We start from the raw sequence: 14,369 nt of genomic DNA, 5'->3' as shown, positions 1-14,369 counted from the left end.
CTGGACTACTCGGCGCCGAGCATGCCGTGGCACAGCAGGCCGAGGAAGCTGCGCATATGGGCGGCATGGGCGGCACGGTCCGGCGTGGGCTCGGTGGCCAGGCGGATGAACGCCATGTTGGCGTACTGGTTGAAGACAGTGGCGGCGACCTCGATATCGACGCTCGCGCGCACCTTGCCCAGGCGCTGGAAATGCATCAGCAGGGCCTGGGTTTCCTCGATCACCGCCGCGTTCCAGGGTTGCAGGGCCTGGGACAGCTCACCAGTGAACAGGAACGGCGCCAGCTCGCGCCACAGGGATGCCGGCATGGCCTGGAGCTGATAGCGGGTCATCAGGCCTTCGAACTCGCACAGCGCCTCCAGCGGGTCGCTGCGCTCGTCCAGGTGCGCGCGGGCTTCGCCCATGGCCTGCTCGTCCGGGGCCTTGAGCAGGGCCAGGAGGATCTCCTGTTTGCCGCCGAAATAATTAACCACAGTCGGCGACGACACCCCAGCCTGGTGGGCGATCTGCTCCAGGGTGGTGGCGCCGAACCCATTGCGCTTGAACAGCTGCAACGCGGCCTCGGCGATCACCTGGCGGCGCTGCTCCTTTTGCCTCTCTCGTAGTCCGGACATGGTTCCCCTGGGGTGCGCTAACGATGTCGGCCAGCCTACGGATATCACTTTTCAAGGACAAATATTTTCTTTACAAAAATATTTTTAGGTGCCAAATATTATCCCCGCGCTGCCCTGCCCCCCGTCGGCAGGCAGCCCGATCGCCCACTGCGCCTCATACCTGGAGCACGCCATGACCGCCGACCTCGACCCCACCCGCAGCACCCTGGACTATCAAAACGCCGACGCCGCGCACCACATTCACGCCTTCGTCGACCAGAAAGCCCTCAACGCCGAAGGCCCGCGGGTGATGGTCGGCGGCGAGCGCCTGGCGCTGTGGGACAACGACGGCAAGCGCTACCTGGACGGCATGTCCGGCCTGTGGTGCACCAACCTCGGCTACGGCCGCAAGGACCTGGCCGACGCGGCCTATGCGCAATTGCAGCAACTGCCGTACTACAACATGTTCTTCCACACCACCCACCCGGCGGTGATCGAGCTGTCGGAGCTGCTGTTCAGCCTGCTGCCGGCCCATTACAGCCACGCGATCTACACCAACTCCGGCTCCGAGGCCAACGAGGTGCTGATCCGCACTGTGCGCAAGTTCTGGCAGGTGATGGGCCAGCCGCAGAAGAAAATCATGATCGGTCGCTGGAACGGCTACCACGGCTCGACCCTCGCGGCGACGGCCCTGGGCGGCATGAAATTCATGCATGAAATGGGCGGCACCGTGCCCGATGTGGCGCATATCGACGAACCCTACTGGTACGCCCACGAAGGCAACCTGAGCCCCGAGGAGTTCGGCCTGCAGATGGCGCGGCAACTGGAGCAGAAGATCCTCGAACTGGGGGCCGACAAGGTCGCCGCCTTCGTTGCCGAGCCGTTCCAGGGCGCGGGCGGGATGATCATTCCACCGGCCAGCTACTGGCCGGAAATCCAGCGCATCTGTCGCCAGTACGACGTGCTGCTGTGCGCCGACGAAGTGATCGGCGGCTTTGGCCGCACCGGCGAATGGTTCGCCCACCAGACCATGGGCTTCGAGCCCGACACGCTGTCCATCGCCAAGGGCCTGACCTCGGGCTACATCCCCATGGGCGGGCTGATTCTGTCGCGGCGCATGGCCGAGGCCCTGGTGGAAAAAGGCGGCGTATTCGCCCACGGCCTGACCTACTCCGGGCACCCGGTGGCCGCCGCCGTGGCCATCGCCAACCTCAAGGCATTGCGCGACGAGGGGGTGGTGACCCAGGTCCGCACCGACACCGGCCCGTACTTGCAGAGCTGCCTGCGGGAGGTGTTCAGCGACCACCCGCTGGTGGGTGAAGTCCAGGGCATCGGCCTGGTGGCGGCACTGCAATTTGCCGAGGACAAGGCCACCCGCAAACGCTTCGCCAACGAGAACGATATTGCCTGGCGCTGCCGCACCATCGGCTTCGAAGAAGGCCTGATCATCCGCTCGACCCTGGGCCGCATGATCATGGCCCCGGCCCTGGTGGCGACCCGTGCCGAGCTCGATGAGTTGGTGGACAAGACGCGGATCGCCGTCGATCGCACGGCCCGCGAGTACGGGCGCTTGTAACGGCGGACACTGGCCTGACAAGTATTTACTTAAGCAAGCACCACAAAAAACCTCGTTTCGCCAACCGCAGCGCCTGGACAGAATGGATTCATATCCAGTCCACGCCCCAGGACCACCTGGGGCGCGGATGGCTGGCCAGACGAAACAGGAGCACCACGCCATGACTTTTTCCATCGTCGGCCGCTGCGCCGAAACCGGTCAACTGGGGATCGCCATCAGTTCCTCGAGCATTGCCGTGGGCGCGCGTTGCCCCTGGCTGCGCCCGGGGGTCGGGGCGGTCGCCACGCAAAACATCACCCTGCCCGCCCTCGGGCCCCAGGTGCTGGAACAGATGGAGGCCGGCCTGTCCCCCGCCCAGGCGCTGGACAAGGCCCTGACCAGCAATGGCTACAGCCAGTACCGGCAATTGACCGCCATCGATCACCTGGGCCAGACCGCGCACTTCAGCGGCAGCCAGACCCTGGGCACCCACCATGCGCTGGCCGGCGAGCAGTGCGTCGGCGCCGGCAATATGCTGGCCGACCCCAGGGTGATCGAAACCCTGGTGCAGACCTTCGAAACCAGCGGCGGGCAACTGGCCGACCGGCTGATCGCCGCGATGCAGGCCGCAGTCGCGGCCGGGGGCGAAGCCGGGCCGGTGCATTCGGCGGCGATGGTGGTGGTCGGCGAGTTGACCTGGCCCATCGTCGACCTGCGGGTCGACTGGGCCGACCATGACCCCATCGGCCAACTGGCCCAGCTATGGCAGGCCTACAGCCCGCAGATGCAGGACTACATCGTGCGCGCGCTGGACCCGACCAAAGCCCCAAGCTACGGCGTGCCCGGGGATGAATAGATGAACAGCCGCGAGTTGCTGGCCAAACTGGTGGGCTTCGACACCACCAGCCGCGAATCCAATCTGCACCTGATCGAGTTCGTGCGTGACTACCTGGCCGGGTTCGGCGTGCCCTGCGAACTGATCTTCAATGAGCCGCGCAGCAAGGCCAATCTGTTCGCTACCCTGGGCCCGCCGCAGGTGCCGGGCATTGTCCTGTCCGGCCACACCGATGTGGTGCCGGTGGACGGCCAGGCGTGGAGCGTCGCCCCCTTTGAGCTCAGCGAGCACGACGGCAAACTCTACGGGCGCGGCACCGCCGACATGAAGGGCTATATCGCCTGTGTGCTGGCGGCGGTGCCCAGGTTTCTTGCGACGCCATTGCGCATGCCGCTGCACATTGCCCTGTCCTATGACGAAGAAGTCGGCTGCCTGGGGGTGCGCTCGCTGCTCGCCGAGCTTGAGCGGCGGCCACACAAGCCGCTGCTGTGCATCATTGGCGAACCCACCGAGCTCAAGCCGGTGCTCGGGCACAAGGGCAAGCTGGCGATGCGCTGTGACGTGCACGGCGCGGCCTGCCATTCGGCCTACGCCCCCCAAGGGGTGAACGCCATCGAATACGCCGCCGAGCTGATTGGCGAACTGGGCCGCATCGGCGCCCGCCTGCGCCGCCCGGAGCTGCATGACCCGCGTTTCGACCCGCCGTACAGTACCGTGCAGACCGGGCTGATCAGTGGTGGCAAGGCACTGAATATCGTCCCGGCCGATTGTCGTTTCGATTTCGAAGTCCGCGCCCTGCCCAACCAGGATCCGCAGCAGGTCGCCGAGCAGTTGCGGCACTTCGCGCAACAGCAGTTGGTGCCGAGGATGCAGGCCGTGGATGGTGCCAGTGGCATTGGTTTTTCCGAGCTTTCGGCCTATCCGGGTCTGGCCACCGACGCCGACAGCCAGGCGGCGCGCTGGATTGCCCAGTTCTGCGGTTCCAGCGAATTTGGCACCGTGGCGTTTGGCACCGAGGGCGGTCTGTTCGACGCCGTGGGCATCCCCACGGTGATTTGCGGGCCGGGCAGCATGGATCAGGGGCACAAGCCCGACGAGTTTGTCAGCCTCGCCCAGCTCGCGGGCTGCGACGCCATGCTCGAACGCCTGGCGTCGGCCCTGCAGGGCTGACCTCAGGCCTGATCCCTGGGCGCCAAGACTTCGCGGCAGTGATCGACAAACAATTGCGCCGGCTTGGTCAACTGCGAGCGGCGCAACCAGGCCGCCGACAACCCGGAGCCGGTGACCTCTTCCACCAGCGGTACGCAGACCAGCTTCTGGCCGTCGTAGGTGTAGTCGGACTTGGGCCGGGTCACCAGGATCGAAAAGCCGAAACCGCGCCCGACCATGCCCCGCACCATCTCGATCGACGGTGAGCTGAACAGGATGTGCGGGGTCAGGCCGCGCTCCTCGAAGATGCTGACGAAGTAGGTACGGCTGGGCTGCACATCCAGCAGCACCATGGGTTCGAGCACCAGGTCATTGAGTGACACCCGGGCCTGATGGGCAAAGCGATGGCCTTCGGGCAACAGCGCGTAGGGCTGCTGCGGCGCCATCAACGGCGCGGTGTCGATGGTGCTGTCCAAGTCATGCTCATAGAGAATCGCCAGGTCGATGCTGCCCGAGGTCAGGGCCTGCACCAGCTCTTGCTGCTCGCCGTCCCGGATGCGAATTTCCACCCCCGGCCAGCGATCGCGAAAGCCGGCAATCAAACGTGGCAGGTACAGCGGCGCGACGGTTTCAAAACAGCCAATGTCGATCTGCCCGGCCACCACGTCGTTATCGGCCAGGGCGTTTTGCTCGAACTCGTGGGCCACCCGCAGCAGCTCCTGGGCCTTGCGATAGAAGCGTGCGCCGCTGGGAGTCAGGGACACACCCTGGGCGTGGTGGCGGATAAACAACTGCACGCCAAAGCTTTCTTCCAGGTGCTTGATTGCGGTCGAGACCGAAGGTTGGGCGATGTAGAGCTTGCGCGACGCCTCGGCCACGCTGCCGCATTCGACGGTGGTGACGAAGTATTTGAGTTGTCGCAAGTTGTAAGCGGCCATGGCTACCTCGAAAGAGATGGGTCGAACGCATCAAAACGGGGCGCGATCACGGCGCTCGTGCACAGCGTGCAGCCTAGTTGAACGCCGCCACTGCGTGCCTGCACGAGCAATCGAGCCCCCGGTGCAATGATGCGCGGTACTGGGCCAGGTCAATCAAGAATCGGGCCGTTGCGCCTACGCGCACACAACCTCGATTCTGCAACCAGCACGCCCCGGGTGAAACCAGCAATTTCCTGGGGCCTGAACTTAAAAAAGCTGCTCAACCCGATGCCGCCTGTGTACGAGGTGGTCAGGCAGGACCAACCCCTGTAGCCGCGTACCTCGGCAGCGGCTAGGGGCGATGTGTGCGCCACGATGAAGCACACCAGCCGAGTTTTTTTATCGATACGGAACACATTTTTACTAATTTCCCACCCCCGGCGCTTGGCCCACTATCGGCCCCACTGATCGTGGACGTAGCCCCGAGGGGCCAACTGGGAGTATGCAGTGACTGACCTCAATACCTGGCAAACGCTGGCGGCCAAGCAACCCTTTAGCAACAGCGCACTGATCGCCGGACGTGCGCACGCCGCGTTGAGCGGCGAGACCTTTGCCGTGCGCAACCCGGCGACCAATGCCCTGCTGGCCAACGTCGCCGCCTGCGGCGATGCCGATATCGACCTGGCCGTCAGCGCTGCCCGCAAGAGTTTTGCCAGCGGCCCCTGGGCCCGCCTGTTGCCGCGGGATCGCAAGGCCGTGCTGCTGCGGCTGGCGGAGCTGATCCTGGCCCACCGCGAAGAGCTGGCCCTGCTCGACAGCATGAGCATGGGCAAGCCGGTGATGGATGCCTGGAGCATCGATGTGCCTGGCGCCGCCCACGTCTTTGCCTGGTACGCCGAAAGCCTCGACAAGCTGTACGACCAGGTCGCCCCCACCGGCCGCGGCGCCCTGGCCACCATCACCCGCGAGCCCCTGGGAGTGATCGCCGCCGTGGTGCCGTGGAACTTCCCGCTGGACATGGCCGCCTGGAAGCTCGCCCCGGCCCTGGCCGCCGGCAACAGCGTGATCCTCAAACCCGCCGAGCAGTCGCCGTTCTCGGCCCTGCGCCTGGCCGAACTGGCGCTGCAGGCCGGGGTCCCGGAAGGCGTGTTCAACGTGGTGACCGGGCTCGGCCAGCACGCCGGGCGCGCCCTGGGCCTGCACCCGGATATCGACGCGCTGGCGTTCACCGGCTCGACCCAGGTCGGCAAGCATTTCATGCAGTACTCGGCGCAATCCAACCTCAAGCAGGTGTGGCTCGAATGCGGTGGCAAGAGCCCGAACCTGGTGTTCGATGATTGTCAGGATCTGGACCTGGCCGCGCAAAAGGCCGCGTTCGGGATTTTCTTCAACCAGGGAGAAGTGTGCTCGGCCAACTCGCGGCTGCTGGTGCAGCGCTCGATCCACGATGAGTTCGTCGACCGCCTGGTCGAACAGACCCGGCACTGGCAGCCCGGCGACCCACTGGACCCCGCGAGCAAGATGGGGGCGATGGTCGATGCACGGCAGACCGCCCGGGTCATGGACTACATCGCCCAGGCCGGCAGCGACGGGGCACAGCGGGTGGCCGGCGGCGAGCAAGTGACGCTCAACGGTTCGAACAACTTTATCCAGCCCACCCTCTTCACCCAGGTCACGCCGCAGATGCGCCTGTCCCGCGAGGAAGTGTTCGGGCCGGTGCTGGCGATCACCGCCTTCGACGATGAAGACCAGGCGGTGCAGATGGCCAACGACCATATCTATGCCCTGGCCGCCTCGGTCTGGAGCGATGACCTGAACCGGGCCCATCGCGTCGCCAGCCGCCTGAATGCCGGGACCGTGTCGGTCAATACCGTGGATGCGCTGGACGTCTGCGTGCCCTTTGGCGGCGGCAAGCAATCGGGCTTTGGCCGCGACCTGTCGCTGCACTCGTTCGACAAATACACCCAGCTCAAAACCACCTGGTTCCAGCTGCGCTGAGCCCCTATCGCAACAGCGGCCCGGTTCGTGCTTGGCCACTGTGACGCACGACCCGGCCGTTTGCGCAAAACCGGCCGGGCACTGTTTACCGGCTTGATCCTCCTTGCCTGCAACTCATGCCTGGGTGTTTGCCCGGGCGATACCAGAGTGAATGACCGATGAATAATAACGACAACAGAGCCGCAACCCTTGAACTGAGCACCATCCAGCCCATTGCCCGGCACCTGCGCCACGGTCGCGCCCGCGACCTGTTCACCATCTGGTTCGGCTCCAACATCATGTTGCTGACGGTGGTCACCGGTGCGCTGGCGGTCACGGTGTTCAAGTTGCCGTTCCTGGCGGCCATGGCCGCCTTGATTGCCGGCAACCTGATCGGCGGCATCTTCATGGCCCTGCACTCGGCCCAGGGCCCGCAACTGGGTGTGCCGCAGATGGTGCAGACCCGGGGCCAGTTCGGCTCCTACGGCTCGCTGCTGGTGGTGGCCCTGGTGGTGATCATGTACCTGGGCTTTTTCGCCTCCAACCTGGTGCTCGGCGGGCAATCGCTGCACAGCCGCTACCCGCTGTTCAGCACCAACCAGGGCATCGTCCTGGTGGGCTTGATCAGTGTGGTGGCGACGGTGTTCGGCTATCGCCTGATCCACGCCTACACTCGGCTCATGTCCTACGTGTCGGGGGCGATCCTGCTGCTGTGCTTTGCCTGGATCATCGGCGTGCACGGGCTGCCGGCGGACTTCCTGCAACGCAACCAGACCAACCTCCAGGGCTTTCTCGGCACCCTGTCGATCGCAGCCCTGTGGCAACTGGCGTATGCGCCCTATGTCTCGGACTACTCGCGCTACATGCCGGCCGACACCGGTGGCCGCGCCGCGTTCTGGTCCAGCTACTGGGGCTGCTGCCTGGGCTCGATCCTGCCGATGACCCTGGGGGTGGTGGTTGGCCTGAGTGTGGAAGGCGACATCATCAGCGGCCTGATCGAGATGACCGGTAGCATCGCGACCCTGGTGGTGGCGGTGTTTTCCATCGGCATCGCCGCCACCAACGCCATGAACCTGTATTGCGGCACCCTCTCGGCCATCACCGTGGGCCAGACCCTGGTGCCCACGTGGTCGGCCGGCGCCCTGTCGCGGGCGGTGACCGCGCTGCTGCTGTTCTCTATTGCCCTGGCCCTGGCGCTGCTGGGCCAGGATGACTTCATGGCCAACTACACCAACTTCATCCTGTTGCTGCTGTATGTGCTGGTGCCCTGGACTGCGATCAACCTGGTGGACTACTACCTGATCGCCCATGGCAACTACGACGTCGACTCGTTCTTCCGTCGCGACGGCGGGATCTACGGCTACTTCAACTGGACGGCGGTGGGCTGCTATGTGCTCGGGGTGCTGGTGCAGATTCCGTTCATGGCCACCGAGCTGTACACCGGGGTCATCGCCCAGGCCATGGGCGGCGCCGATATTTCCTGGATCGTCGGGCTGCTGGTGATCTCGCCGGTCTACTACCTGGCCAGCCGCCGTCGCAGCCGCCAGCAAGCACTCAAACCCGCAGGGAGAAATGCATGAACACTGACTACGACTACATCATTGTCGGCGCCGGTTCCTCCGGCTGCGTCCTGGCCAACCGCCTGAGCGCCGACCCGAGCGTCAGCGTGTGCCTGATCGAAGCCGGCGGCCACGACAACAGCCAGCGCATCCAGACCCCGGCGGGCACCATCACCCTGTACAAGAGCAAGACCTACAGCTGGAACTTCTTCTCCACGCCACAGAAAAACCTCAACGGGCGCCGCCTGCACACGCCACGGGGCAAGGCCCTGGGCGGCTCCAGTTCGATGAACAGCATGATCTACATTCGCGGCCATGCCAGCGACTACGATCGCTGGGCCGAGGCCGGTTGCCCGGGCTGGGACTGGAACAGTGTGCTGCCCTATTTCAAGAAGTCGGAGAACAACCAGCTGGGCCAGGACCCGCGCCTGCATGGTACGGGCGGCGAGCTCAATGTCGAGGCGGCGCGCGACCCCAACCCGGTGTCGGCACTGTTTGTCAGGGCCGCGCAGCGCCTGGGCCTGGCCCGCAACGATGACTTCAACGGCGAGCGGCTCGAAGGCTGCGGGATTTACAACCTCACGCAGAAGAATGCCCGGCGCCTGTCGAGCTACCGCGCCTTTGTCGCGCCGGTCCGGGAGCGACCCAACCTCACCGTCGTCACCGACTGCGCGGTGCGCTCATTGATTCTCGAACAGCGGGTGGCCCGCGGCGTGCAGGTGGACATCCAGGGCCAGCCCCAGGCCTTGCTTGCCCGCCGTGAAGTGCTGCTGTGCGCGGGTTCCCTGGGCAGCCCGCAGCTGCTGCTGGCGTCCGGTATCGGCCCGGCCGCCGAGCTGCAACAGGCCGGGGTCGAGGTCCGGCATGACCTGCCCGGGGTCGGCAAAAACCTCCAGGACCACCTCGACGGGCTGCTCACCATTCGCTCGAAAAGCCCGCTGACACTGGGCTTCTCCCTGGGCTCGCTGCCCAGCATTCTCGCCGCGCCCCTGCGCTACCTGCTGGCGCGCAAGGGCTGGCTCACCACCAACTACGTGGAGGCCGGCGGCTTTGCGCGCACGCCCCTGGCCGAGGCCGTGCCCGATGTGCAGTTCCACTTTGTACCGGGCTATCGCAGCCATCGCGGACGGCTGCTCGAATGGGGCCACGGCTATGCGGTGCACACCTGCGTGCTGCGGCCCAAAAGCATTGGCGAACTGCGCCTGGACCGAGACGGCCAGTTGCTGATCGACTTCAACTTCCTCAGTGACCCGAGCGACGCCCAGGTGCTGATCGAGGGCTTGAAGCTGGCCCGGCGAATTCTGGCCGACAGCCAGTTCGACGCCATTCGCGGCGAGGAGATGCTGCCCGGCAAGGCGGTGCAGACCGACGAGCAATTGCTGGCCTATGTGCGCGAGTACGCGGCGACGGTGTTCCACCCGGTAGGCACCTGCAAGATGGGGCTCGACCCCATGAGCGTGGTGGGCCCGGACTTGAAGGTGCATGGGGTGCAGGGGCTGCGGGTGGTGGATGCCTCGATCATGCCGAGCCTGATCAGCGGCAACACCAACGCGCCGTGCATCATGATCGGCGAAAAAGCCGCCGACCTGATCCTGCACGGCACGCCCCAAGCTGCTAGTGCCACCCGCCTGAACCAGGCGGTGACCAGCTGACGATTCGGTCGACCTGGTTCCCCTCGCCACAAAAAAGAGCGCAGTACGACGCCCCTGCGATCTTGCTCCCCTTCCCTGTGGCGAGGGAGCTTGCTCCCGCTCGGCTGCGCAGAGGCCGCAAATGGCGGCGCGCTAGGCCAGACGTATCGAGGTGCCAGGGGTTGGGCCTGCTGCGCAGGCCAGCGGGAGCAAGCTCCCTCACCACAAAAAGCGCGCAGTACGACGACCATACGATCTTGCTCCCCTCCCTGTCGCGAGGGAGCTTGCTCCCGCTCGGCTGCGCAGCGACCGCAAATGGCAGCGCGCGCTGGGCCAGATGTATCGAGGTGCCAGGGGTTGGGCCTGCTGCGCAGGCCAGCGGGAGCAAGCTCCCTCACCACAAAAACAGCGCGCAGTACGACGCCCCTGGACCTGGCTCCCCGCCCATGTGGCGAGGGAGCTTGCTCCCGCTCGGCTGCGCAGCGGCCGCAAATGGCGGCGCGCTAGGCCAGACGTATCGAGGTGCCAGGGGTTGGGCCTGCTGCGCAGGCCAGCGGGAGCAAGCTCCCTCACCACAAAAATAGCGCAGTGCGGCGCCCATACACCTGGTTCCCTCTCCACAAAAACAGCCCATCTTTTTCATCGTCAGCGACGACATATTTACTAATTTTCCTGCCCCTCGACATCAGCCAACATCAACCTCGCCCCACAGCGGCAAAAGGTCCGTCAGAGACCCGCAGGATGTTCCCGTTTTTGGCGTCTAGCCCCACTGCCCCGAGATATACGAACTAAAAACCATCGTTCCGGGAGTGCTCAATGATCAAGTCTTTCGTCTCGCGCTGCATGCGTCCCCTGGTCTTCACCGCTATCGCCGCCGGCGTTGCCAGCGGTGCCCAGGCCGGCACCCTGTCCATCGGCCATACCACCTGGGTCGGCTACGGCACTCTGTACCTGGCCAAGGACCTGGGCTACTTCAAGGAAGGCGGGCTTACCGTCGACCTGCCGACCATCGAGGAAGCCTCGATGTACATGGCGGCCCAGGCTTCGGGCAAGTTGTCCGGCTCGGCTTCGACTCTGGATGAGATCCTCAAGTACCGACCGCAGTTCTGCTTCAAGGCTGTGGCCGCCCTGGATGAAAGCCATGGTGGCGATGGCGTGCTGGTGGGCAAGGAAGTCAACCGCCTGCAAGACCTCAAGGGCCAGTCGGTGGCGGTCAACGAGGGTTCGGTGTCGCAGTTCTGGCTCAATTACCTGCTGAAAAACGCCGGCATGAAAATGAGCGACCTGAACATCCAGAACATGACCGCCGACGACGCCGCCACCGCCTTTATTTCCGGGCGCGTGCCGGCCGCCGTGACCTGGGAGCCGCACCTGACCACCGTGCGCAACAAGCAACAGGGCAAGGTGCTGGTGGACAGCAGCAGTACCCCAGGGGTGATCGTCGATGTGGTGGCCCTGAGCTGCGACGTGATCGACAAGCAGCCGGACGACATCAAGGCCCTGGTGGCCGGCCTGTACAAGGCCGTGAAGTACACCCAGGAGCACCCGAAGGAGGCCTACGCGATCATGGCCAAGGGCGTCGGCGGCTACCTGGCAGACCCGGCCGAACTGGAAGCCGCGGCCAAGGGCGTGCGCTTCTACGACCAGGCCATGAGCGAGAAGCTGCTGGGCAGCAATGGCAGCACCGGCGAGGCGGCCACGGTGATCAAACTGGCCAATGAAACCGCCAGCGAGCTGCAGGGTAAAGCCTTCAACGTCAGCTACAGCGACCTGATCGACAACCGCTTTATCAGCCCGAAATAGGAGCTCGCCATGTCCAAGCGCAATTCGTGGCTGAACCGCTGCCTGACGCCCAAGACCGGCTTGCCGATCCAGGTGGTCTGGAGCGCCAGCGCCCTGGCCTGGGGCCTGCTGATCGGCTTGTGGGCGTTTCTGTCCTACGGCGGCGTGGTGCCGGCGATGTTCCTGCCGACCCCGGGGGCGGTGTTCGACGCCGCCCTGCGCCTGGCCCGCGACGGCACCCTGGGGCCCCATGTCTGGGCCAGCGTCGAGGTGGTGATGATCGGCTTCGTGATCTCATCCCTGGTGGCAGTGCCCATCGGTCTGCTGATGGGCAGCTTCCGGGTGGTGCAGGCGTTTCTCGAACCGCTGGTGAACTTTATCCGCTACCTGCCGGTGACCTCGTTCGTGCCGCTGTTCATCCTGTGGATCGGCATCGGCCTGGAGCAGCGGGTGTCGATCATTATTTTCGGCGTGTTCTTCCAGCAGTTGGTGATGATCGCCGACGTGTCCAAGGGCATTTCCAAGGACCTGATCAACGCCTCCTACACCCTGGGCTCGAGCCGCGCCGACGCGGTGCTGCACGTGATCGCCCCGGCCTCGCTGCCGGGGGTACTCGACACTTTGCGCGTGACCATGGGCTGGGCCTGGACCTACCTGGTGGTGGCCGAACTGGTGGCCGCCTCCAGCGGCCTGGGCTACCTCAGCCTCAAAGCCATGCGCGGGTTCCAGGTCGATGTGATTTTCCTGGCGATCGCCGTGATCGGCCTGCTGGGCCTGATCACCGATCAACTGTTCAGATTCCTCCGTTTGAAGGTGGCCGCATGGGCTCAGTAACCGCAACTTCTCCCACCCAACTCACCCAGGCCCGCATCGCCCCGCAGCCGGCGCCGCAACTGCGGGTGGATCAGGTCACCCTGCAATACAAGACCCCGTCGGGCAGCACCTTCACCGCCCTGGAGCAGGTGTCGTTCGAGGTGCCGGACCAGCAATTTGCGGTCCTGGTCGGCCCCTCGGGCTGCGGCAAGTCGAGCCTGCTGTACCTGACGGCGGGCCTGGCCGAGCCGACTTCGGGCGAGATCTATGTCGGTGGCCAGCAGGTGGATGGGCCCGGTGCCGATCGCGGCATGGTGTTCCAGGGCTACACCCTGTTTCCATGGCTGACGGTGCGCAAGAACATCGAGTTCGGCCTCAAGCGCCGTGGCGTGCCGGCGGCGGAACGCAAGGAGATCGTCGAGCACTACCTGAATGAAGTCGGCCTGCTGCGCTTTGCCGATAACTATTCCAAGCAACTTTCGGGGGGGATGATGCAACGCGTGGCCATCGCCCGGGCCCTGGCCAACGACCCGCAGATCCTGCTGATGGACGAACCCTTCGGCGCCCTCGACAGCCAGACCCGGTTGCAGATGCAGCAACTGCTGCTCAAGGTCTGGGAGCACAGCAAGAAAACCGTGCTGTTCGTGACCCACGATATCGACGAGGCGATCCTGCTCGGCGACCGGATCTTCGTCATGGGCGCACGCCCGGGGCGGATCAAGGAGGTGCTCGACGTGCCCATCGGCCGCCCGCGCAACCTGGACATGGTCATGGACCCGGACTTTATCCGCATGAAGCGCAACATCTTCCACCTGCTGCACGACGGGCCCGAGGACGATCACTAGCCGCGCGGCAGCAGCCACCCTGCTGGCTGCCGGCCAAGGCCCGGCACGGGTCGCCTAGTCGACCGATAAAGGCGGCAGCGATGCCAGGATCTGGGTTCGGCACACTGCCAGGATCTCATCGGCCAGCGGCGAGTCATCCGGGCACGCCCGGGACAGCACCAGGGCGCCGACCGCATGGGCCACCCGGCTGATGATGGCGGCGCGCAGCTGCTGGCCTGTTTCATCCTGGGCCCCCTCCCCGGGCTCTAGGGCGGCCAGCAGGTTTTCAATACCGCTGGCGAAGGTGGCCTTGATCTCTTCCGGCTGCCGCGCCGCGTCACCGCACAGCGCCGCCATGGTGCAGCCCACGCCCCGGCCATCGCGATGTTCACGGGACAGGTAACGCGTGATGAACTCGCTGATATCGACCTGGGCGCGGTTTTCCAGGCTCTGGGAAAACCCGCACGCGGCCGCTTCGGCCATCAGGTCGGCCTTGGAAGCGAAGTGTTTGTAGAACCCGCCATGGGTGAAGCCGGCGGCGGCCATCAGGTCCGCCACGCTCACGCCGTCATACCCCCGTTCCCGAAACAGCACCGACGCCGTCTCGACGATGTGCGCCCGGTTAGCCTGTGCCTGCGCCTTGGTGACCCTCATAGCTGGATGCCTCGTTGCTCGTCAGGCGCACACTATACATTGATGTCGATCATCATCAAAACCATTGACGATTAAGATTA

12 protein-coding genes are annotated in these 14,369 nt (G+C 65.0%); 9 read left to right on the top strand and 3 right to left on the bottom strand.

The window, feature by feature from the left end:
* Nucleotides 1-5: 5 nt before the first annotated feature.
* Complete coding sequence (locus AC19YX_RS22850) at nucleotides 6-614, bottom strand: TetR/AcrR family transcriptional regulator (protein ID WP_201131310.1); 609 nt, start codon at nucleotides 612-614, stop codon at nucleotides 6-8.
* Nucleotides 615-786: 172 nt separating this feature from the next.
* Between AC19YX_RS22850 and AC19YX_RS22845 the strand changes: the two genes are divergently transcribed.
* The 3 genes from AC19YX_RS22845 to argE all read left to right on the top strand — a co-directional run bounded on the left by AC19YX_RS22845 (nucleotide 787) and on the right by argE (nucleotide 4,153).
* The gene (locus AC19YX_RS22845) at nucleotides 787-2,169 is read left to right on the top strand and encodes an aspartate aminotransferase family protein (protein ID WP_078468940.1); all 1,383 of its coding nucleotides are present in this window, start codon (nucleotides 787-789) and stop codon (nucleotides 2,167-2,169) included.
* A gap of 160 nt (nucleotides 2,170-2,329) precedes the next feature.
* Nucleotides 2,330-3,004: a DUF1028 domain-containing protein gene (locus AC19YX_RS22840; RefSeq protein ID WP_078468939.1), complete on the top strand. Its 675-nt coding sequence runs from the start codon at nucleotides 2,330-2,332 to the stop codon at nucleotides 3,002-3,004.
* Nucleotides 3,005-4,153 carry an acetylornithine deacetylase gene (gene argE / locus AC19YX_RS22835; RefSeq protein ID WP_500607092.1) on the top strand — a complete coding sequence of 383 codons (1,149 nt, stop codon included), beginning with the start codon at nucleotides 3,005-3,007 and terminating at the stop codon, nucleotides 4,151-4,153.
* Nucleotides 4,154-4,155: 2 nt separating this feature from the next.
* Here the strand turns inward: argE and AC19YX_RS22830 are convergent, their stop codons facing one another.
* A complete protein-coding gene (locus AC19YX_RS22830; RefSeq protein ID WP_078468937.1) occupies nucleotides 4,156-5,070 on the bottom strand; it encodes a LysR family transcriptional regulator in 915 nt (304 codons plus the stop codon).
* Nucleotides 5,071-5,556: 486 nt separating this feature from the next.
* On the opposite strand from AC19YX_RS22830, the gene AC19YX_RS22825 reads away from it, so the two are divergent.
* The 6 genes from AC19YX_RS22825 (at nucleotide 5,557) to AC19YX_RS22800 (ending at nucleotide 13,656) form a co-directional block, all read left to right on the top strand.
* Nucleotides 5,557-7,047, top strand: coding sequence for an aldehyde dehydrogenase (locus tag AC19YX_RS22825; RefSeq protein WP_500607091.1), 1,491 nt, complete (start codon nucleotides 5,557-5,559; stop codon nucleotides 7,045-7,047).
* A gap of 158 nt (nucleotides 7,048-7,205) precedes the next feature.
* A complete protein-coding gene (locus AC19YX_RS22820; protein WP_020298639.1) occupies nucleotides 7,206-8,606 on the top strand; it encodes a purine-cytosine permease family protein in 1,401 nt (466 codons plus the stop codon).
* The gene (locus AC19YX_RS22815) at nucleotides 8,603-10,237 is read left to right on the top strand and encodes a GMC family oxidoreductase (protein ID WP_500607090.1); all 1,635 of its coding nucleotides are present in this window, start codon (nucleotides 8,603-8,605) and stop codon (nucleotides 10,235-10,237) included. Before AC19YX_RS22820 ends, AC19YX_RS22815 begins: the two co-directional genes overlap by 4 nt.
* A 795-nt stretch (nucleotides 10,238-11,032) precedes the next feature.
* A complete protein-coding gene (locus tag AC19YX_RS22810; RefSeq protein ID WP_201131316.1) occupies nucleotides 11,033-12,019 on the top strand; it encodes an ABC transporter substrate-binding protein in 987 nt (328 codons plus the stop codon).
* Nucleotides 12,020-12,028: 9 nt separating this feature from the next.
* Nucleotides 12,029-12,832, top strand: coding sequence for an ABC transporter permease (locus tag AC19YX_RS22805; RefSeq protein ID WP_078468933.1), 804 nt, complete (start codon nucleotides 12,029-12,031; stop codon nucleotides 12,830-12,832).
* Nucleotides 12,820-13,656 (top strand): ABC transporter ATP-binding protein, encoded by an 837-nt coding sequence (locus AC19YX_RS22800; RefSeq protein WP_020298635.1) that lies wholly within the window; start codon nucleotides 12,820-12,822, stop codon nucleotides 13,654-13,656. The genes AC19YX_RS22805 and AC19YX_RS22800 overlap by 13 nt, the downstream gene beginning before the upstream one ends.
* 54 nt (nucleotides 13,657-13,710) lie before the next feature.
* On the opposite strand, the gene AC19YX_RS22795 is transcribed toward AC19YX_RS22800, so the two are convergent.
* The gene (locus AC19YX_RS22795; protein WP_500607089.1) at nucleotides 13,711-14,289 is read right to left on the bottom strand and encodes a TetR/AcrR family transcriptional regulator; all 579 of its coding nucleotides are present in this window, start codon (nucleotides 14,287-14,289) and stop codon (nucleotides 13,711-13,713) included.
* Nucleotides 14,290-14,369 lie beyond the last annotated feature (80 nt).

Source organism: Pseudomonas sp. MF09150, from assembly GCF_059862355.1.
The sequence above is the reverse complement of the archived record's forward strand: the minus strand, read 5'-3'. Positions and strand labels throughout refer to the sequence as shown.